Consider the following 22,761-nt stretch of genomic DNA (forward strand, 5'->3'; position numbering starts at 1 on the left):
CAAGGGTTATGTTTAAATGTTTGTTAAGGGTTAAGGGTTTATGGTTATATTTATAAACCTTTGATCGGCTATGTTTTAAACAATATTGATCCTGTTCGACTTTTATTACCACAAGTTTTTATGATTGTTTTCATTTAAAACTTATATTTTTGCAAAATAAGAGAATAAAATAATCTAAGATTCTAAACGCAATAAACTAAATAGAATGAAAAACTATTGGAAACAGATATCAGTCATAAGTATTTTGGCTGCAGTTGTTGTAGCTTGCTCTACAGTGCCTATTACAGGGCGTTCGCAATTAAACTTATTCCCAGAGTCACAAATGACTGAAATGAGTTTAAGTAATTATAGTGCCTTTTTAAAAGAAGCTAAGCTATCTACCGACCAAAAGCAAACCGCTATGGTAAAAGAGGTAGGCGAGAATATTGCTTCTGCTGTTGAAAAATACTTAAAAGATAACGGGCTAGGTAGTCATGTTGAAAACTTTAGTTGGGAATTTAATTTAGTAGATGATCCTACGCCAAACGCTTGGTGTATGCCTGGTGGTAAAGTGGTTTTTTATACAGGAATTCTTCCTTTTACAAAGGATGAAAATGGTTTAGCTGTAGTGATGGGCCATGAAATTGCGCATGCAGTTGCACGTCATGGTAACGAGCGTATGAGTCAGCAAATGGGTGTGCAGGCAGTAGCCACAGGATTACAGGTAGCCATGCAAGAGCAACCAGAACAAACACAGCAAATCTATATGGGAGCCTTTGGTTTGGGAGCACAATATGGTATGACATTGCCATTTTCTAGAACGCATGAAACCGAAGCGGATAAAATGGGATTGGTATTTATGGCTATGGCAGGATACGATCCGGCAGGAGCAGCTACTTTTTGGAAACGTATGTCAGAGAGTGGAGGTCAAAAACCACCAGAATTTATGAGTACTCACCCAGCGGATGATACACGAATTAAAGATATTCAGGCATATTTACCAGAAGCATATAAGTATTTAAAGAAGTAATTTAGTCTACAGTCTTTAGTAATTCGTACGCTGAGTGTGTGTTGATACTGTTTATTGCTTACTGGAGACTGTGGCCTTTAATGGAATAGGTGTTTTGTGTATAAATCTTTATACTTGATACTTAATACTTGATACTTTTTTTTACATTTGTGATCGTTAGAATTTTCGGTATAAAAATGAAGAAAGATTTTTCAAAGTTTAAGGTTTTAGGAATCACGCTATTGGTGACGATGTCGTCGTGCGTGGGTGGTTCTTTAGAACTGAATGCCGAAACACTTCGTAATTATGGATTTGAGTTAGATATACATGCTGCGGATAGGTTACAAACTGTTGGCAAGCAAAAGAAATCTAAATCTAATTCTAAATTTAAGATTAATAAGCTGATAGAATCGGGGAGGGCCCAAGTAGCTACTTCTGCCTATTCTATCGATTATGTACCCATTGTATTTTATTTAAGGTATCAGCACTATCTGAGCCCTTGCATAAATCCTAATATCAAAGCTGGGGAACTTCTTTTCTCAAGCACTTACCAAGGAATCAACTTCCAAAATAGAGCAGGACCTCTATCTTGCTAATATAAGTATATTCCCATTCGGTGATAAATATTACCATTCGTTATAATTCATAGTAAATTAAATATTGAATGAAGCATTGATTATTGGTGCGCATTCAAGTTATATTATATAAATCATGGCATTTTTAAATAATGTGGTTACCAAGTTGTTTGGTAGCAAATACGAAAGAGATTTAAAGGAATTAAATCCAGTAGTAGATCAGGTAAAGTCTGTTTATCCTGAAATAGAAAAGTTAAGTAACGATGATTTACGTCAGCGTAGCGAAGGCTTAAGAGCTAAAATTAATGAAGCAATAAAAACTGAGAAAGAAGAAATTGCTCAACTAAAAGCTAAAACAGAAGACCCTGCAGTTGGAATCACTGAGAGAGAGAAGATATATGCAGAGGTTGACAAAATAGAAAAAGATATTGATGAGAAGTTAGAGAAAGTATTGGGCGACCTATTACCAGAGGCTTTTGCTATTCTTAAAGATACAGCGCGTCGTTTAACGGAAAACGAAAAAGTAGAGGTAACAGCTTCTCAGTTTGATAGAGATTTAGCGGCCAGCCGCGATTTTGTAGATATTGAAGGTGATAAAGCCATTTGGTATAACACATGGGATGCTGGTGGTGCACCGGTAACCTGGGCAATGATTCACTACGATGTGCAATTGTTTGGAGGTGTGGCACTTCATCAAGGTAAAATTGCTGAGATGGCAACGGGTGAAGGTAAAACGCTTGTGGCTACCTTGCCTGTGTTCTTGAATGCACTTACGGGTCGTGGTGTTCATGTAGTAACCGTGAATGACTACCTAGCAAAACGTGACTCCGAATGGATGGGACCTCTTTATCAGTTTCATGGTCTTTCAGTAGATTGTATCGATAAGCACCGTCCTAACTCCAATGAGCGACGCACAGCTTATAACAGCGATATTACTTTTGGTACCAACAACGAGTTTGGTTTCGATTACTTACGTGATAATATGGCCATTTCTCCAGAGGATTTGGTACAACGCAAGCATAATTATGCTATTGTGGATGAGGTGGATTCTGTATTGATTGATGATGCTCGTACGCCTTTAATTATTTCTGGTCCTGTGCCTAAGGGCGACGATCAGTTGTTTGAAGAACTTAAGCCAAAGGTTGAAAAGCTAGCAGAAGTGCAGCGCCAGTTGGTTTCAGGTATTTTGGTAGAGGCCAAAAAGAAAATGAAGTCGGAGGATAAAAAAGTTGCTGAAGAAGGTGCTTTGGAATTACTTCGTGTATTTAAAGGTCTTCCGCGTAATAAACCATTGATTAAGTTTTTAAGTGAGCCTGGCGTTAAGGCAAGCATGTTAAAAACAGAGAACTTCTATATGCAGGAGAATAACAAAAACATGCATATTGTTACCGATCCGCTGTATTTTGTTATTGATGAAAAACATAACTCGATAGAGTTAACCGAGAAAGGTATTGACTTAATTACAGGTGATACGGATGATCCAAACTTTTTTGTATTACCAGATATTGGTTCTGAAGTGGCTGAATTAGAAAAATCAGACATAGAGGATCAAGAGAAGTTAGAAAAGAAGGATGCTTTACTACAGAGTTATAGTGTAAAATCGGAGCGCGTTCATACCATCAATCAATTATTAAAAGCTTATACTTTATTCGAAAAGGATACCGAGTATGTAGTGATGGATAATAAGGTAAAAATTGTAGATGAGCAGACAGGTCGTATTATGGACGGTCGTCGTTACTCTGATGGTTTACACCAGGCAATTGAAGCAAAAGAACGTGTGAAAGTAGAGGCAGCTACACAAACCTATGCTACCATTACACTTCAGAACTACTTTAGAATGTATAACAAGCTTTCGGGTATGACGGGTACTGCCCAAACGGAAGCGGGTGAGTTATGGGATATCTACGAATTAGATGTGGTTCAGATTCCTACCAACAAACCTATTGCCAGAGATGATAGAGACGATAAGGTTTATAAAACCAATCGTGAAAAATATAATGCTTCCATTGAGGAGATTGTAGGTCTTGTGAAGCAAGGTCGTCCAGTATTAGTAGGTACTACTTCGGTAGAAATTTCGGAGTTATTAAGCCGAATGTTAAAGATACGTGGTATCAAACACAATGTACTGAATGCGAAATTACACCAGCGTGAGGCCGATATTGTGGCTGAAGCAGGGGGAAGTGGTATTGTAACCATTGCTACCAATATGGCTGGTCGTGGTACCGATATTAAGCTTTCGGATGAGGTGAAGGCCGCAGGAGGTTTAGCCATTGTAGGTACGGAGCGTCACGAATCGCGTCGTGTCGACCGTCAGTTAAGAGGTCGTGCTGGTCGTCAGGGAGATGTGGGTAGTTCACAATTCTTTGTATCATTAGAGGATAACTTAATGCGTCTGTTTGGTTCAGATCGTATTGTAAAATATATGGATAGACTAGGTGTTGAGGATGGTGAAGTGATTCAGCATTCGATGATTACTAAGTCTATTGAGCGTGCGCAGAAGAAAGTTGAAGAGAATAACTTTGGTATTCGTAAGCGTTTATTAGAGTATGATGATGTGATGAACTCGCAACGTGAGGTGATTTACACCAAACGTAAACATGCCCTATACGGAGAGCGTATTCAGGTAGATTTATCTAACATGATTTACGATACATGCGAGAGCATGGTATCAGAGCATCATGCCAATGCCGACTTCGAAGGTTTTGAAATGGACTTGATTCGTATTTTCTCGGTTTCTTCACCTTTCGACGCTCAGGAGTTCTTAAAAGGAAATCCTGTAGAAATGTCAGAAAAGCTTTATGGTGATGTGTGGAGTGCGTACCAACGTAAAATAGAAGCTATCGCTGAGCAAGCAATGCCAGTGATTAAAGATGTATACGAAAATAAGTCGCATCAATACACCAATATTGTGGTTCCATTTACCGATGGACAAAAGATGATGCAGATTACTACCAATCTTGAAAAAGCATATAAGTCAAATGGTGCTGAGTTGGTGAAATCTTTCGAGAAGTCAATTATCTTAATGACCATTGATAATGCTTGGAAAGAGCATTTACGTGAGTTAGATGATTTGAGAACGGCGGTACAAAATGCATCTTATGAGCAAAAAGATCCGTTATTGATTTATAAGTTTGAGTCTTTCGAGTTGTTTAAAACCATGTTAGATCAAGCCAATAAAGATGTTGTTTCTACTTTAGTAAAAGCAAGTATTCCAGTTCGAGATTCTGAGGATATTAAAGAGGAGGAAGAGCGCAAACGTCAGGATTTAAGCCGGTTGGTCGCAAGTCGCCAAGGGTATGACGGAGCCGAGCAAAAGGAAAAGCCTAAAGCGGAACCTGTAAGAGTAGAGAAAAAGGTAGGACGTAATGAGCCTTGTCCTTGTGGAAGCGGTAAAAAGTTTAAGCAATGCCACGGTAAAGGTTTACCCGCATAGTGAAAACTAACAAATAAATATTCAGCTTTTTTATGTTGAATAAATGATTAAAGATGAGTAGTTTTATGAACGAGAGTTTCATTTAACTACTCATTTTAACTTAAGCAAGTTTTTAATGGTTTGTAACCAGCTTGCGTAACAATATTAAATTATTGAAATGGTATTAAATTCTATTACCTGGACTGTTAAACCTGAAATATTTAGTCTTGGACCAATATCTGTAAGGTATTATGGCTTATGCTTTGCCATTGCATTTATGTTGGGTTACCACATATTAGAAAGGATGTTTAAATCCGAAAAAATTCCTTTGCCTTGGTTAGAGAAGCTATTTATATACGTAGTGTTAGGAACCATTGCTGGAGCTCGTTTAGGTCATGTATTCTTTTATGGATGGGACTATTATTCGCAAAATATTGGCGAAATTTTAATGGTTTGGAAAGGAGGACTAGCGAGTCATGGAGGCGCTATTGGAGTGATTACAGCAGTTATCATATTCTCTAAAAAAATATCTAAAACAAACCCTTTATGGACTTTAGATCGTTTGGCGGTACCTGTTGCTTTAGCGGCATTTTTCATTCGTTTAGGTAATCTATTTAATTCAGAAATATATGGTCATCCAACGGATAAGCCTTGGGCTTTTAGGTTTGTAGATAATATGTACCAATGGATTCATTTAAACGCAGAGCCTATTTTTACAGCGCCTTCTCACCCAACTCAATTATACGAAGGACTTGCTTACTTGGCATTATTTGGTTTATTGATGTATATGTATTGGAAAACGGATGCCAAAGAGCGTACAGGTTTACTTTTTGGCGTTTACCTAATAGGAATATTCGTTTCTCGTTTCTTTATCGAGTTCGTTAAAAATAATCAGGAGGATTTTGAGGCTGATATGGCTTTGAATATGGGACAGTGGTTGAGTATCCCATTTATATTAGTAGGTGTGTATCTCATTTATCAATCTACTAAAGTAAAAATAGCTAAGAAATAGATAAAGTATATAATTTTATATTAAGCCCATTGAGTTGATCTCAATGGGCTTTTTTTTATTGTTAGAGCTCGTTTACAAATAAGGGGGTATATTAATATATGTGTAGGTGGTTTATTCTGATGCCTATGATAAATCTATATCTATTTGAAAATAATTGCTTTATCATACTCGCTTATTCAAAAATATTATATATTTTTCTAATGATTAAAAAAGCTAACTTTTAGTAGTGGCTTAATAATGTCTTCTTTTAAACCCTTAACTATTGAAAATAATTACAGAGCAATCGTTCTGTAATAGATATTATATACCAATATATTTTAATCATTAACTAAATTTTAAATGAGAAGAAAAATCTTATTGTTTTCATCATTATGCATGATGAGCTGGTCATTGATGGCCTCTGGCACTGTAAAGGATAAGGAGCTAGAAACAATTCAAACCGAACTAAACAGAGAGTTTAAAATCTTGAGCGAACAAAGCCCTGCCGTATATTATATGGACTATCGGGTTGAATCACGTCAAACGTGGTATCGCAATGCTTCCATGGGCCAGATAACTGGTTCAAACATGTCAAAGCAGTCCTTCTTTAACCCTACCGTACGCGTAGGTAGTGCTGATTTTGACAATACTCACCTGATTAAAGGCAAGCGACCACAAAACGCTTATACACTTAAACAGTACCCAATTGAATTTGATGAGATGGCGGTTCGTCAGTTACTTTGGAATGCAACTGATGGTGCTTATAAAAAGGCCGCTCAGGAGTTTCGTTTTAAGAAGAACAGTATTAAAGTAGAGGATAAAACTTCTATTCCAGATTTTTCTAACACTAAAGCAGTAGAGTATATTGAGCCTGTTTCACCTATCACAGTCAGTGATGAAAAACTACAAGAGTTTGAGGCAATGGTAAAAGAAGCATCTGCACTTTTTAGTCAGGATAAGGATTTTACCAAGGGCAATGTAAACTTTAGGTTTGAGAAAAAACGTAAGTACTTTGTTTCTTCAGAAAACCAGTTGTTGGCTCAAAATTATTTGACAGCCCGAATTATGATTCAGGGTACTATTCGTTCCGAAGAAGGAAATCAAATGAGTTTGCACCATATTATGGATGCTTTCGATCCGAATGATTTACCAGGAAAGGATTCTGTTTTAAATGCGACTAAGCAGGTTGTGGCTAAGTTAATTGAACTTAAAAATGCACCTATTGCTGACCCTTATTCAGGACCAGCTATTCTTTCTCCATCAGCCGCAGGCGTATTTTTTCACGAAATTTTTGGACATAGAATTGAGGGCCATCGTTTAAAGGATGAAACCAATGGTCAAACCTTTAAAAGCAAGGTTGGAGAAATGGTACTTCCTAAAACTTTTAGCGTAACCTTTAACCCTCAAATTAAAACCTATCATGGATTCGATTTAAATGGATATTATAAATACGACGATCAAGGTGTTGAAGGTGGAGAAGTGAAAGTGGTTGAAAACGGAGTGTTAAATAACTTTTTAATGTGCTCTAGCCCTATCGAAGGTTTTACAACATCAAATGGTCATGGTCGTGGCGATATTTTCAGAACACCAGTTTCACGTCAGTCAAATATGTTTATTGAAGTGACTAAGAAATATACCGATGAGCAATTACGAAAAATGTTAATTAAAGAGTGTAAGAAGCAGAAATTGGAATATGGGTATTACTTTAAAAAAGTGACAGGAGGTTTTACCATGACAGGGCGATTTATACCTAATGCTTTTAACGTTACACCTAATGAGGTATATAAAGTTTACGTTGATGGCAGACCTGATGAACTGGTAAGAGGTGTGGATTTAATAGGTACTCCATTGTCGATGTTTTCAAAAATTGAAGCAGGAGGTAATACGGAAGGATTATTTAATGGAACATGTGGAGCTGAATCAGGCGGTGTTCCTGTAGCCACAGTTTCTCCAGCTATTTTGGTGGGTAAAATAGAAACGCAAAAGAAATCACAGAAGTTTTCTACAGGCCCTATCTTAACTCCTCCAGGGTTATAGTATGTGGATGTTGGAAAAGAAACTGATTTTGAAATTAATTAATGCTAAGAAACATGAGAATCATAAATAAATATATAATAGCCGCATTTGCTTTATTAGTAAGCATAAGCGCAATAGCTTCAGAAAAATCTTCATCTACAAAAGTATTTAAAGCTATGGAGGATGAGCTGGAGCGTAATATGACCCAGTTAGAGCTGGATGATAGTGGGACTCCATTTTATATAGGTTACTGGGTGACCTCCGCTCAGCGAGGTAAGGTTGCTGCTACAATGGGTTCGTTAGTAGAGTCTAGTTTAAGCGACGGTGCCTGGTGTAGTGTCAATGTAAAAATGGGAGATTACGCCTTAAATGATGAGAAATATTGGGATAAAGTAAATAAAATAAACCACAACGATGGGTATTTTTCTGTACCTCTAGATTTAAACTACGATGGTATTAGAAAGTCTCTATGGATCATGACTAACAATGTTTATAAAGGAGCTGCAGAGAAATATAAAAATAAGACGGAACAAATGGAGCGTCAGGGTATTGCGGTAGATGATTTGCCAAGTCCTGATTTTAGTAAAGAAGAAGTCAAAGAAACCATGCAGGATGAGTTGGAAAATGAAATATCGAAAGTTGCATTTGAAAGAAACATCAGAGAATTATCAGCCCATTTTAAAAACTTTAGCGATATAATTGAATCGGATGTTGAGCTCAATTATCAGCATATCATGCACTATAGTGTAAATAGTGAGGGTATCAAATTTCAAACGCCTTACCGTTTTTATGTATTAACAGTAAATGCAACAATGTTGGATAATAATAACCATACTTTTAATCAAAGTTTGGAGTACTATCATAATAGCTTTAAAGCTTTGCCATCTGTAGATGAAATTACTTCTGATATTAATCTGCTAGTAGAAAATATGCAGGCCTATAAAAAAGCAGATAAGTATAAGGATGTATATAATGGACCAGTTTTGTTTATGGATAAAGCAGGAGTAGATATGTGTTATAGCAAAACTTTCAAAAAAGGTATGGGGCTGGTAGGCAATCCACGTAACCTTGTATTTAAAAAGAAAGAAGGTTTAGTAAGAGCAGAATTTAAGACCTGGGAAGATTACATCAGTAAAAAGGTAGTGGATAAAAAGCTATCTGTTGAATTAAAACCTTTGATGAGCGAGTATAAAGGGCAACCGATGTTAGGTAGTTTTAGTTTAGATTTAGATGGTCTTGTTCCTGAAGAAACAACCCTATTAATTAAAGATGGAATGTTGCAGCAGCAAATAGTTGGAAGAACCCCTACGGCTATTCAGCATACTTCGTCGCGCCATAAGCGTTTTTATGTGCAGAAAAATAGTGTTTCGCATAAAATAGCTCCTTCTGTGGTTAAAATTAGTACCAACGAAGTAAAAACTGATGAAGAGATAAAAGCAAGTATGTTAGCCCTTGCTGAAGAGGAAGGCTTAGAATATGTTTTTATTGTTAAAGCATTGGATTGTCATGCTGATAAAGCACCTGTTAGTTATGTAAAAATGAATGTGAGTGATGGCTCTGAAGAGGTAGTGAGCGGTGTAAGTTTTAAGTATAGCGATAGAACCTTAATGAAAGTTGAAGCCTTAGGTGATGGGGAATATGTAACTAACGCTTTATTGCCTGATTATGCTGAAATTGAAAATAAGATGAAGCGATACAAAGGAGCTCCACCTGAGATTTTGGAAATTATCAAAAAGCAAATGATAGGAATTCAGGGAACACCAATATCTGTAATTTGTCCAGATGCTTTATTGCTAGAATCAGCGGAACTAACTGGCGTTAAAAATAATATTAAGTCAGCCAGCAGAGTCGTACCGAGTCCAATGATGGAGTAGTTTATTGTTAGGAGCGATATTATAATATAATTTATGCCCGTTGAACTTTTGTTTAATGGGCTTTTTTTATTTTTGAACGAATGTGCTCATGGTAGTTTCATTTTATTGTTATTTTTAATGCCGTTATAAGTATTCATGTTCTATGAAATCCTTTAAAAACTAATTATATCACTAATGAAAAAATCTATTTCAGGCTTATGCCTAATGATGTTACTTGCACTTATGGCATGTAATACACCAAACCCCAAACAAATTCCCGAAGCTACACCGTATGAAGCTAACTGGGAATCCTTATCAAAACACCAGCAATCGCCAGAATGGTTTGCCGATGCTAAGCTCGGTATTTACTTTCATTGGGGATTATACTCGGTACCTGCGTATGGAAACGAATGGTATCCAAGTAATATGTATCAGGAAGGGCATGATGTGATGAAACATCACAAAGAGACTTGGGGCGACCCTAAAGACTTTAATTATCACGACTTTGTTCCGATGTTTAAAGCAGAGCATTTTGATGCTAAGGACTGGGTGCAGCTGTTTAAAGATGCTGGAGCTAAATTTGGAGGCCCTTGTGCGCAACATCACGATGGATATGCCATGTGGGATAGTAAAGTAAACCCTTGGAATGTTGTGAATAGAGGTCCGGGTAAAGATATTACAGGAGAGATGATGAAAGAGTTAAAAGCAAACGGACTGAAAACCATTGCCACCTTTCATCATGCACGTAATTTGCAACGTTTTAAAGACAGGCCAGATTATTGGGGAGCCAATGATAGCCATTATGCATATAACCCAGCTTGGGCAACATCATCTACCGACCCAGATACGGCTAAATTGTACGGAAATATTCCTGCAGAAGAGTTTCATCAGTATTGGTTTGCGCAACTAAAAGAGGTGATTGATCAGTATTCGCCAGATATTATTTGGTTCGATTCATGGTTAAACCTAATACCCGAGCAATATCGTCAGGAGTTTGCAGCGTATTATTTAAACGAAGCTAAAAAGACCAATCAGGATGTTGTTATTGCTTATAAGCAGTACGATATGCCATCTTCAGTTGGGGTATTGGATATTGAGCAAGGCGGTAAAAAAGACCTGTCAGAATCAGTATGGTTAACGGATGTTACTTTAAGCCATGGTTCGTGGTGTTACACCGAAGGTCAGACCTATAAAACGGCTGATATGGTAGTGCGTAATATGATTGATGTATGGAGTAAGAATGGTGTGGTGTTATTAAATATATCACCTAAGGCCAATGGCATTATTCCTGAAGAGCAACGTACTGTATTGCACGAAATTGGTGCTTGGATGAAAGAATTTGGACAGGCTGTGTACAATACGCGACCATATTATATCTATGGTTTTGGAAATGCCAAAGTAAGCGATGGTCATTTTGGAGGACAATCTGCATCTACAGAATATACTGCAGATGATTTTAGGTTTTTGCAATCTAAAGATGGAAAAACCATTTACATGTTTATGCTCGGAAAACCAGAAGTAGGTAAGACTATTGAAACCATGAAACTCATTCCATGTCACTTTATGCCAGCAACGCCTATTAAACGAATTTCGGTTATGGGTTCAGATGTTGAAGTAGATTGGAAAATGGGTAAACGTGTGTTTGAGTTCACTATTCCTGATGCACCAATGAATGATATTGCAACGGTGTTTAAAATAGAGGTGGAGTAGGTGATATTTTTAGATAAAAGACATGAGATAGAAAATAGATGGGTATGGTGTAATTAATAGTTTCTCGCAGATGAATGCAGATTGTTGTCGCACATTTATGCGGAGAAAAATATAATTCGCAAAAAAAACATCAACCTATACAAATAAGCCCATTGAATGTATTTTCGATGGGCTTATTTTTAAATGATTTACAATGTTAATGTGTTTGGAATTGATGCCAGCGGCATCACATGTTTATAGTAGAAACGCAAATTAGAATACTGACTCCAGGGGAGTCACATATGTATAAAGCTTATTTAAATATTCGACTCCCCTGGAGTCGTTTCTTATTCGTTCCTAATATTCTATAAGCATGTTACCCCTCTAGGGTAATTTTCAAAGCAAAGGAGGTCTGTTTCTACACAACAAATGAGGGCTTTAAACTCTGTCTATATGAACAAAAAATCCCAAAGGAACTAAGTCCAATGGGATTATATTTTAAGATATTACATCATCACTATTGACTAATATCTACTGACCAATTAACTATATTATTAATGTGTGCTCTCTTCTCCAGGAAGTTTCTTCATTTTTAACTTTTCACCAGTTTCGTCAACAATTTTCTGATAATACTCTTTGCTATAGCCAGGGAATTCTGCGTGATAAGGATTACCGTGTTCATTCTTCAAGAAAACACCGTTCTCTTCTTTGTGCAGATTCCCATCCAGGTATTTAACCATTAAAAACTCATCCAAATCTTTCCAGGCATCAAACGTAAGTTTGCTTTGTGCTAAGGAGTATTCAGTAATAAACTCTTTCGCTTTAGCTGGATCTAACTGATGAAGATGTTTGGCAGCCTGCTCAATGACAGGAGCATAATCCTCAAACTTGTCCTCCAAGCGTGTTTGTACCTTTTTAATATCTTCAATCATTAAGTTATATCTGCTATAAGCCTGATTAGATACACGGTTAAAAATCCAGAATGCCGAAGTTGAAGAATACTCCAATAAGCTTCCGTTGCCCACTTTAAAGTTTTCGGGTATGCTGTTGATGCCGCAATAAATAGGTACATATACCGAAGTGGCTGCATCGTCAACACCAAACCAAAGTACACCACCAACTGCGTCAGGTACAATGTAGCTACGTAGTTGAGCCACAAACGAAAAACCGGTTTGTTGCGTGGCAATAGCTCTTTCGTTAAAGTACTCTTTCTCGTCAACTTTCCAGGTTAATGGACGGAAACGATAAGGTTTGCCAAAAGCACCAGCACCAGCATCCTTGGTCATATCCATTGACGTACCCTCAAAATGGTCGCGCATGATGTTTTGTAAGTCTCTGTACGAAACAGGTTTTGAAGGCTTAATCCATAAAGGAAGTCTTTCACTAGATTCACCTTTTACGTAGTCCTCGTATTTCTCCATTTCAGGATTCATCAATCTAAACCCTGACCATACACGAGCCTCGCAAAAGCGTAAAGCACCATAATCTAATGGCGCATAGGCATCGGCAAAACTAAAGTTCTTCTTTTTGCCATCGAAGTATTTTTGAGTCTTAGCAAATTCAATCACATCTTCAGAGAAAAGACAATTTTCAGGATCGTTCATCGGGAAGTTAGTAATACGTGCCTGGTTAGCATGTCCCGAAACCATTCCATCCGGAATAAGACGAGCTACCCAAACAGCGCCCTTGTTACCTACGCCTTTTCCAATCATCTCCATCACCCAAGCTTCGTTTTTATCCGCAATAGAAAACGATTCGCCCGAACTGTAATATCCATATTCAGCCACCAGTTCAGTCATTACTTTAATGGCTTGGCGTGCCGATTTAGAACGCTGAAGTGCAATGTAAATAAGACTACCATAATCGATAATGCCTGTGGTATCTCTTAGTTCTTTTCTTCCGCCAAAGGTGGTTTCGGCAATGGCCACCTGATGCTCGTTAATGTTACCAATAACCGTATAGGTTTCGCTGGCTTGCTTTATTTTACCCAGGTATTTGCCCGTATCCCATTCGTATACATCTAGCATAGCACCTTCGGGCCATTGTTGTCCGGGCCAGTAATAAAGCTCTCCGTATAAATCATGCGAATCGGCTGCGTACGAAATCATCACCGACTTATCGGCGGAAGCATTTTTGGTAATTAAAAAGTTGGTACAGGCTTTACTCATTTGGGGAAATAAAAGAGCAATACCCATAAAAAGCGATAGTAAAATTTTTACTTTACTCATAAATGATATTTTAAGTTGATTGAATATACTGTTGTTCACAAAAATAAACTTTTTTGGCAGACTGCAACATGATATATGTGGTACGAGGGAGTAAAGGTAAAAGGTATTGTGGTGTTAGCACATTATCGGAGAACAAGTGGTGAGTAAATACTAGAGTCTTAAAAGCTCATTGTTGGTACCTTGGAAAGGTAATTCTTGCTTTAAAAATGAATACTTGGTGCTTAAAATTGAAAAATGATTGAAAAGTGAAGATCTTTGTTTTTGTAATTGATTAAATTAGGCATGGGCGATGGGCTTAGCTTTTTGTTGGTCAATTATTAAATGTTATTAAATCGATTAATGATGCATAAAATGAAAAAGAATTTTAAAGACAGGAAGGTAATTCTTTCTACCCTGTGGATATTTGTAATGTTTAATTACGTGTATTGCGACATCTTGGGCTTTATGGATTCGTCGTTGTTAAAGCAATACCTAACAGGCACGGTAGAAGGGCTTGAATTAACCGAGAATTTTTTGTTTTTAGGTGCCATTTTAATGGAGATACCTATTGCCATGATTTTACTATCGAGGGTGTTAAATTATAATGCCAATAGGTGGAGCAATATTGCTGCAGGCTCAATAAAAACATTAGCTATGGTAATGACCATGTTTGTTGGCACTCCTTCTCTTTATTATTTATTCTTCGGAACAATAGAAATTGCAACCACCATTTTTATAGTTTATTATGCATGGACATGGAAGCAGAATGATTTGTTTGAGGAATAGAGAATGACAACTCTTAAAAGTATAATGATGGGATACTATATTGATTTAGAAAAAGTGACAATTGATGCATATCGAATAAAATTAGAGTCGGCGTATTTGCCACCAAGCAGAAGGGTTTTAAAAGATCAACTAGAGGAGCGATTCGGGTATTTTAAAAGCATTGGTATTGATAATGTTCAGGCTTTAGTTCAGGTACTAAAGAAAAAGGACAGATTAGAAGAGTTGTCCAACGTTCCATGTTTAAATGCTGACTATTTAAAGATATTACTAAGAGAAATTAATAGTACACTACCTAAACCCAATAAGATTGCTGATTTTTCGGGTATACCCGAAGATGCTGTGATGAAGTTGGAAGAAATTGGAATTAAAAACACGGTTAAATTATACGATAAAGTTTTAACCTTAAGCGACAGGCAAAAACTGGCTCATCAAACAGGGATTGGTGATGCAGATATTTTGAAACTTACCAAACTTACCGATTTATCAAGGATAAAATGGGTGGGTGTTGCTTTTGCACAAATGCTTTATGCCTTGGAAGTTGATACGGTAGAGAAGGCATCAAAATCAGACCCTGTAGAATTGCATACCAGAATAAATCAATTAAATAAAGAAAAAGGCTTTTACAAAGCTAGTATTGGCTTAAACGATATTAGAATATTTGTTGATGCTGCTAAAGAAACTCCCATTGAGGTGGAGTATTAAGATAATGTAAATTCTAAGTTTTTGCCTGTATTTATCATTCGTATGAAAATACCATATGGATTAAGTATAATATATAGGAGACGGTAAATTGTATATGTCAGTTACTTTGATGAAAACTGCACTTGTTACGCTGTGTGTAGTGCCTCATTATTGTTATCTTTGCGGCTTCATTTGAAAAAATCCGTACGTGAATCATTTATCAGTCAATCATATTATCATTAAGTATAGGGTGGCTATCTTGCTTGCTATTTTATGTTTAACCCTATTTTTTGGTTATCAGGCTCGTAAAGTTGAGCTCGATTATAAACTTGCTCAACTACTTCCTAAAACAGATTCTACCTTTGTAGAATACGAAAACTTTAAGGAAGTTTTTGGTGAAGATGCAAAAATGATTTTGTTGGGGTTTAAAGACTCTACTATATTGCAGTTAAATCATTTTAACGCACTTTATCAGCTTACTGATGATATTGCAGCTATTGGTATCAAGAGCAAAGAGGGCGAATCGGTGCTGGGAACCAATAGTGTACTATCCTTATCAAAAATTACCTCACTTAATAAAGTTGATGAGCAACTAGAGCTAAAAACATTGTTTCCCCAAAAACCAAGTTCTCAGGAACAATTGGACAGTGTTCTATCAATAGTTAATAAACAACTCTTTTATAAGGATTTATTATATAAAAAATCGGATAGTACTTTTGTTACTATTTTAACGATTACGCTACCCAATGATATGGTTAATTCGAAAAGCAGGATTGCTTTAGTGAATAAAGTATATGAGGTAGCAGAAGCGTTTAGTGAGCATACGGGAATAAAGGTTTACTATTCGGGTTTACCATATATTCGAACCCGAGTAATGGATAAAGTAAGAGGAGAGCTTAGCCTTTTTATTATTTTGGCCGCCATTGTACTGGCAATTATACTTTATCTCTTTTTTCGTTCGTTCCGTGTAGTTGCAACCTCTTTACTTATTGTAGGCATTTCAGTGGTTTGGGTGTTTGGCTTTATTGGTATTTTTGGTTTTAAAATAACCGTTTTAACCGGATTAATTCCGCCATTAATTATAGTAATAGGCATTCCAAACTCTATTTTTCTAGTTAATAAGTACCACCAAGAATGCAGTAACCATGGCAATCAATGGGCCGCATTGGAACGCATGATAAAGAAAATTGGAGGTGTAATTTTCTTAACCAATTTAACAACAGCTTCTGGTTTTGCTACTTTTATACTTACGAGCTCTTCTATATTGGTTGAGTTTGGAATTATTGCGGCCATAAATATTATTTGCCTGTTTTTAATTTCCATCACCATTTTCCCTATTATTACAAGTTTTCAAAGCATGCCTTCGCCCAAGCATATTAAGCATCTTGAAAATAAATCATTGAATAATATTATTAAATGGTTGGTGATGAATGCCATGAAAAATAGGCGTTGGGTTTATATGGGAACAATATTGTTGGTGATAATAAGTGGATTAGGTATTAGCTTTATTAAAACATCAGGTAATGTAGTCGATGATATTCCTCAAACGGATGATATTTACAAAGATTTACTCTTTTTTGAAGATCAGTTTAATGGGGTATTACCTTTTGAAATTGTTATTGATACGAAGTCTGAAAATGGTGTTTTTAGCAATGGAGGGCGCACTTTGTATAAAATGAAAAAATTAGAGAAGGTGCTTAGTCGAGACACTTTATTTACGCCCTATTTTTCAAAGCCCCTTTCTGTTTTAGATGGTATTAAATATGTGTATCAGGCGCATAGAGGAGGCGATTCTAAATATTACGTATTGCCTCCACCCAAAGGTTTACAGAGTCTTAAAAAATACCTAACAACAGATTCATCAGCAAGTAATGACGGTTTTAATGCTTTTGTAGATTCAACAAAACAAATTGCCCGCATGACAGTAAAAATGGCCAATGTAAATACAACTCAAATTCAAGCTTTACAAGATTCGTTGCGCATACGAGTAGATGAAATTTTTGATCCTAAAGATTATACGGTGAGTTTTACAGGTACAAGCTTAGTGTTTTTAAAAGGCACTAATTTTTTAATCCGTAACCTGTTTTTAAGTTTGGCTTTAGCTATTGTACTAATATCTCTGTTTATATCGGTTATGTTTAGGTCGTTTCGTATGGTTTTTATATCCTTGTTACCTAATATAATTCCGTTGTTGTTTACGGCTGCGGTAATGGGGTATGCTGGAATTCACATCAAACCGTCTACTATATTAGTGTTTAGTATTGCCTTTGGTATATCCATTGATGATAGTATACATTTTTTAGCTAAATATAGGCAGGAGCTTAAGATGCATGGAGGTAGAATAAAAATTTCCGTTGTAGAGGCCATTAAGGAATCCGGAGTGAGTATGATTTATACTTCTATTGTGCTCTTTTTTGGTTTCTCCATATTTACTGCTTCTAGTTTTGGAGGTACTATAGCGCTCGGTTTATTGGTGTCGTTGACATTGCTTGTAGCTATGTTTACTAATTTAATATTGTTACCTGCATTGCTTTTATCATTAGAAAAAGCCAAGCATAAAAAGTTAAAGAAAAAATGAATTATCATTTGCTAAGATATACAATGCCAATTACGTTGCGCTTGTATTTTAAGAAGATATTCTTTGTTAATCTAGAAAATATACCAAAGAAAGGGCCTGTAATTTTGGCTTCAATGCATCCTAATTCATTTATCGACGATTTTGTAATTGGTATTTTTGCAGGACGAAAACTTCGCTTTTTAGCTAGAGGTGATGTGTTTGCTACTAAGATAGCACGCTTTTTTTTGGCCTCTATGCGTGTGTCGCCTGTGTATAGAGCCATGGATAATGCTCAGGATGTAAAAAAGAATCTTGATGCGTTTAATATATATACAAATACACTAAAGAAAAAAGGCACGTTGCTCATCCATTCAGAGGGAATATGTGTGGTGGAAAAACGAGTGCGTCGACTTAAAAAAGGTACAGGACGAATTGCTTTTGGAGCAGAGGAGGCAAATGATTTTAAACTGGGAGTTCAAATTGTACCCATATCATTAAACTACACTAATGCACCTAAAATTAGAGAGAATCTGATGGCGCAATGTGGAAAACCCATATTGGTAAGCGATTATAAGGATTTATATCTTGAGAATCCTGCTAAAGCCATTAATGCCCTAAACGAAGATATTTATGGCGCATTAACAGAAGGTGCCATTGTTATTGAGGAGAAAGAATCAGAAGAGACAGCAGAGTATTGTTTAGAAGTTGCACGCAACAACAATTTAAAAGCAGCTTTACCCATTGTTAGTAAGGATTCAAGTGCTTTTGAGTTAGAAAATAAGGTGACCAAAAGAGTAAATCATCTTTATTCAGCATCTCAGAATAGTTTTTTAGAACTTAAGGAACAGACTCATATCTATTTTAAGAAATTAAATAAGTTTAAAATTACTGATAAGCAGGTAGCAATAAATCCTGATTCGTATGGTTGGCAATTATTGGCATTAGTACTCATGGGGCCTCTATTTGTTTTAGGATACGTGAGTAATATTTTACCTATCTATTTGGGTCGTAAAGTGGCTGATAAAGTCGTAAAAACAGTAGAATTTTACGGTTCAGTTTATGTTGGAGCTAGTTGGTTGTTTGTACAAATATATTATATTATTTTATTGGTAATTGCAGGTTTAATGTTTGGAGTAACTGGCATAATTACAATTGTTGCTCTGGGTATTGTTGGATTTTGGTCTGTTCTTCTGCGCGATCAGTATTTACTTCTATTTGATAGAATTCGTTTTGTAACGTTTAAAAATAAACAGGCCAATGAACTGGCCTTATTACAAACTGAAAGGGCAAATATTAATTCTGCTATAGAATCTGAATAAGTTTGTTTATTCGTGGTTAAGGGCTTATGTATTTGTTATTATATTTTATTGGTTATAGATATCTTTTATTATAAACAATAATTACATTTGTGTGTAACTAAATATTAATTGATTTGATAGGGAAAGTAGTTTGGATTACAGGAGCTTCATCTGGTATTGGAGAAGAGTTGGCTTATGCTTACGCTAGAGAAGGAGCTCGGTTGGTGCTTACTGCAAGACGCGAAGATAAGCTTAATGCGGTCAAAGAAAGGTGTCTTAAATATACCAAAGAGTGTTTTGTATTTCCTGCAGATTTATCTTCAACAGACCATTTGCAAGACCTGGTACAGCGGGTATTACAGAAAATGGGAGCAATTGATATTTTAGTGAATAATGCAGGGATGAGTCAGCGATCATTGGCTAAGGAAACACCTTTAGTGAATGATAGAAAAATAATGGAACTGAATTTTTTTAGTGCAATTGCATTAACTAAATTAATACTTCCTGTTATGTTACAAAATCAGTCAGGACATATTGTGGCAGTCAGCAGTATTGTAGGTAAATTCGGATTTCCTATGCGTAGTGCTTATTCGGCAGCCAAACATGCCTTACAAGGGTATTTTGAATCCTTACGAGCAGAAGTTAAGGCTGATCATATTAAGGTGACCATTGTTTCGCCAGGTAGGGTTAAAACAGAGGTTTCTAAAAATGCATTAACAAAAGATGGAACAGCGCATGGCCAAATGGATGCAGGTCAAGAGAAAGGAATGCAGGCAGATGTTTGTGCTAAAAAGATAGTTAAGGCTATCAAAAAAGGAAAGAAAGATGTGTTGATAGGAGGTAGTGAATTATTGATGGTTTACATCTATAAATATTTACCATCCCTATATTACAATTTAGTAACAAAGATAAGTAGTAAGTAATATAACCCATATGACAAAAACAATTAGCGGTATTCAACAGATTGGTGTTGGAGTAGATGATGCTAAAGAGGCATGGAAATGGTATCGAGCCCAATTTGGAATGGATATTAATGTTTTTGAGGATACAGCTGTAGCTGAAATTATGTTACCTCATACCGATGGAAAAACAAGAGAACGTTATGCTGCATTGGCCATGAATATGGAAGGTGGAGGTGGATTTGAAATTTGGCAACATACAGGAATTAAACCTAAAGCACCTGCCTTTGAAGTGATGCTAGGTGATTATGGGATTTTTATTTCCAAGATAAAAAGTAGAGATATAGAAAAGTCCTATCGTACGCATAAAGAGCGAGGATTAGATATATTAGGTGAATTGTACAAAGACCCCATGGGTAATGCTCATTATTTTGTGAAGGATCCTTATGGAAATATTTTTCAAGTTGTATATGAAAAGGTGTTTTACAAAAAGCAAAAGTCGCTAACGGGTGGTACTGTTGGATGTGTAATAGGTGTGTCTGATATTGAGGCTTCTAAAAAAGTATATGCCGATATATTGGAGTATGACGAGGTTGTTTACGACGAAGAAGGTGTATTTGACGATTTTGCTCAATTACCTGGGGGAGATATCAAGTGTAGGCGTGTTTTGTTAAGACATAAAGAGGCTCGTACAGGAGCATTTAGTCGTTTGTTTGGTCCTACTCAAATAGAGTTGATACAAGTAAAGGGACGTACGCCACGCAAAATATTTGAAAATAGAATATGGGGTGAGTTAGGATTTATCCATTTGTGCTTTGATATAACAGGTATGGATAAATTGCGTGCAGAATGTCAGTCAAAAGGTTTTGCTTTTACTGTGGATAGTGCAGATAGCTTTGATATGGGAGTTGCTGCAGGGCATTTTGCATACATTCAAGATCCAGATGGTACATTGATTGAATTTGTAGAAACACATAAACTACCAATCATCGAAAAAATTGGATGGTATATGAATTTAAAAGGACGTGATCCTAAGAAGAATCTTCCCAACTGGATGGTAAATACACTGGTTTTTAGTCGTATTAAAGATTAATGCCAAGTTGTTAAATTTAGTTTTTGGATAAAATATTTTTAAGCCATTTTTCTGTTGAGATAGAAAAATGGCTTTTTTGATTATTATACTCAAACCTTAAGTTGTTTTATATCCATTAAATATTTATTGGCGCCGCCAAAAGGTTTAATACCTCGAAGCTTGCCTCGTTAATGCAGTTAGTATTCAGATTTATCCCTCTGGACTTACCTCGAGTTTTCTTGAGCTTTTATCCTATTCAAAAAGACATAGTTTGATAAATTATCTTTGAGATGATTTGAACCTATTTTTAAGATCACGAGTTAATAGACTTCCAAATAACTATTCTTTTTATAAACTATAAGCAACCATTTCTAATACTTACCATCTTATATTTGTCAGTTGTAATTGATGCAGTAAAGACTGTATTTATTGATGAATATTATTCCTAAATCCTAAAAAAAACAATCATGACAAAACCTAAATTTCTATTTTACCTCTTTGTGTGCTTTTTGCTGCAAAGCTGTTATCCATGGTGGGAGCCAACAGAACCAGAATGGGAAAGTCAATACGAGCCTGTTGCTATAGCTAGGGCTGAATTGGATAAAGCCATTGAATTAAAGTCTCCTCAAGAAATTGTCAACTCTGGCAAAATATACGTAAAAGATGATTTATTATTTATTGGAGAAGAGGGCAAAGGTTTTCATGTATTTGATAATTCCGACGTTCTGAATCCGGAAAAATCAGGTTTTATTTCGGTATTGGCATGTACGGATATTGCGATGCGTAATAATGTTTTGTATATCAATCAGGCCACCGATTTAATTACCCTACGTTTTAACCCAGAAGAGGAAAGTTTGGCTTTGGTAAAACGAGTAAAAAATACATTTCCTGAACTACGCTCTCCTGAAGGAGAAAGGGCTTATGATGTAGAGAATAATAGTGTAGTAATTGATTGGAAACTTATAAATCTGGAAAAATGAGAAAGCTAGTTTTATTATCATTAGGGGTATGCTTATTTTTTTCTTGTTCTAAGGATGGTGCACAGGGTGATGCAGCTGCCCCAGATGGTCAGGGAGGTTCGTTGGCTGCATTTACTTTAAAAGGCGATTATCTATATGTAGTGGATGAGTATGACTTAAACGTTTTCAGTATCTCAAATACTGAAGAGCCGGTATTAGTGAATAAAGTAGATATTGGTTTTGATATTGAAACACTTTTTGGGTATAAAGACTACCTATATATTGGTTCGAGAAATGGGATGTTTATATACAGTTTAAACGATCCTGAGTTTCCTAAAAAGATGTCGGGCGTGCAGCACTTTACCGCATGCGACCCAGTTGTTGCTAACGATACACATGCTTATGTTACTTTGCATAGTAATTCCTTTTGCGGAAATAATATTAATGTGCTCGAGATTTATGATGTTCAATCTGTTACAGAACCTGTTTTAATTAGTTCCAGAAACCTAATTGCTCCCAAAGGGCTTGGCTTATATGGTAATTATTTAATTGTTTGCGATGATGAAATTAAGATATTTGATGTTAGCGATCCGCTTAGGTCAAAGCTGATAAATTCTATTGATAAAGAAGCGTTTGATGTTATTGTACGAGGGGATGTATTAATTGCAGTAGGTAAAAGTGGCGTGTATCAATATAAACTTGAAACAACCCTTGAGGGAGTTGCCTATTCGGGCTTAAGTGCGATAAGTTTTTAGAGTATAGGTTTTAGTTAAAAGGA

Annotated in this window: 16 protein-coding genes; 15 read left to right on the forward strand and 1 reads right to left on the reverse strand. The window is 36.2% G+C overall.

Features of this window, described 5'->3' with window-relative positions:
- The first annotated feature begins 205 nt into the window (after positions 1-205).
- The 7 genes from A8L32_RS13505 (at position 206) to A8L32_RS13535 (ending at position 11,545) form a co-directional block, all read left to right on the forward strand.
- Positions 206-1,009, forward strand: a complete 804-nt coding sequence (locus tag A8L32_RS13505; RefSeq protein WP_075590752.1) for a M48 family metallopeptidase — start codon at positions 206-208, stop codon at positions 1,007-1,009.
- Positions 1,010-1,185: 176 nt separating this feature from the next.
- Positions 1,186-1,584 carry a hypothetical protein gene (locus tag A8L32_RS13510; protein ID WP_075590753.1) on the forward strand — a complete coding sequence of 133 codons (399 nt, stop codon included), beginning with the start codon at positions 1,186-1,188 and terminating at the stop codon, positions 1,582-1,584.
- A gap of 115 nt (positions 1,585-1,699) precedes the next feature.
- Positions 1,700-4,996 carry a preprotein translocase subunit SecA gene (gene secA, locus A8L32_RS13515; RefSeq protein ID WP_075590754.1) on the forward strand — a complete coding sequence of 1,099 codons (3,297 nt, stop codon included), beginning with the start codon at positions 1,700-1,702 and terminating at the stop codon, positions 4,994-4,996.
- A gap of 157 nt (positions 4,997-5,153) precedes the next feature.
- Positions 5,154-5,987 carry a prolipoprotein diacylglyceryl transferase gene (gene lgt, locus A8L32_RS13520; RefSeq protein ID WP_075590755.1) on the forward strand — a complete coding sequence of 278 codons (834 nt, stop codon included), beginning with the start codon at positions 5,154-5,156 and terminating at the stop codon, positions 5,985-5,987.
- A gap of 339 nt (positions 5,988-6,326) precedes the next feature.
- Positions 6,327-8,003: a metallopeptidase TldD-related protein gene (locus tag A8L32_RS13525; protein WP_075590756.1), complete on the forward strand. Its 1,677-nt coding sequence runs from the start codon at positions 6,327-6,329 to the stop codon at positions 8,001-8,003.
- A gap of 53 nt (positions 8,004-8,056) precedes the next feature.
- A complete protein-coding gene (locus tag A8L32_RS13530; protein WP_075590757.1) occupies positions 8,057-9,856 on the forward strand; it encodes a hypothetical protein in 1,800 nt (599 codons plus the stop codon).
- Positions 9,857-10,030: 174 nt separating this feature from the next.
- Positions 10,031-11,545: an alpha-L-fucosidase gene (locus A8L32_RS13535; RefSeq protein ID WP_075590758.1), complete on the forward strand. Its 1,515-nt coding sequence runs from the start codon at positions 10,031-10,033 to the stop codon at positions 11,543-11,545.
- Between the two features lie 533 nt (positions 11,546-12,078).
- Here A8L32_RS13535 and A8L32_RS13540 read toward each other — a convergent pair.
- A complete protein-coding gene (locus tag A8L32_RS13540) occupies positions 12,079-13,752 on the reverse strand; it encodes a dipeptidase (RefSeq protein WP_075590759.1) in 1,674 nt (557 codons plus the stop codon).
- Between the two features lie 351 nt (positions 13,753-14,103).
- Between A8L32_RS13540 and A8L32_RS13545 the strand changes: the two genes are divergently transcribed.
- From A8L32_RS13545 to A8L32_RS13580, 8 genes are all read left to right on the forward strand, one after another.
- On the forward strand, positions 14,104-14,517 hold the full coding sequence (locus tag A8L32_RS13545) for a DUF6326 family protein (protein WP_075590800.1): 414 nt from the start codon (positions 14,104-14,106) through the stop codon (positions 14,515-14,517).
- 27 nt (positions 14,518-14,544) lie between these two features.
- On the forward strand, positions 14,545-15,219 hold the full coding sequence (locus tag A8L32_RS13550; protein WP_158027246.1) for a DUF4332 domain-containing protein: 675 nt from the start codon (positions 14,545-14,547) through the stop codon (positions 15,217-15,219).
- A 187-nt stretch (positions 15,220-15,406) separates the two neighbouring features.
- Positions 15,407-17,776: an efflux RND transporter permease subunit gene (locus A8L32_RS13555; RefSeq protein WP_075590760.1), complete on the forward strand. Its 2,370-nt coding sequence runs from the start codon at positions 15,407-15,409 to the stop codon at positions 17,774-17,776.
- A complete protein-coding gene (locus A8L32_RS13560; protein ID WP_075590761.1) occupies positions 17,773-19,074 on the forward strand; it encodes a 1-acyl-sn-glycerol-3-phosphate acyltransferase in 1,302 nt (433 codons plus the stop codon). The genes A8L32_RS13555 and A8L32_RS13560 overlap by 4 nt, the downstream gene beginning before the upstream one ends.
- 113 nt (positions 19,075-19,187) lie before the next feature.
- Positions 19,188-19,976, forward strand: coding sequence for an SDR family oxidoreductase (locus A8L32_RS13565; RefSeq protein ID WP_083631331.1), 789 nt, complete (start codon positions 19,188-19,190; stop codon positions 19,974-19,976).
- Between the two features lie 10 nt (positions 19,977-19,986).
- Entirely contained in the window at positions 19,987-21,045 is a 1,059-nt protein-coding gene (locus A8L32_RS13570) for a VOC family protein (RefSeq protein WP_075590763.1), read from the forward strand.
- 446 nt (positions 21,046-21,491) lie between these two features.
- A complete protein-coding gene (locus tag A8L32_RS13575; protein WP_075590764.1) occupies positions 21,492-22,004 on the forward strand; it encodes a hypothetical protein in 513 nt (170 codons plus the stop codon).
- On the forward strand, positions 22,001-22,738 hold the full coding sequence (locus A8L32_RS13580; protein ID WP_075590765.1) for an LVIVD repeat-containing protein: 738 nt from the start codon (positions 22,001-22,003) through the stop codon (positions 22,736-22,738). The genes A8L32_RS13575 and A8L32_RS13580 overlap by 4 nt, the downstream gene beginning before the upstream one ends.
- The last annotated feature ends 23 nt before the right edge of the window (positions 22,739-22,761 follow it).

Source organism: Labilibacter marinus (genome assembly GCF_001659685.2).
Lineage (GTDB): Bacteria > Bacteroidota > Bacteroidia > Bacteroidales > Marinilabiliaceae > Saccharicrinis > Saccharicrinis marinus.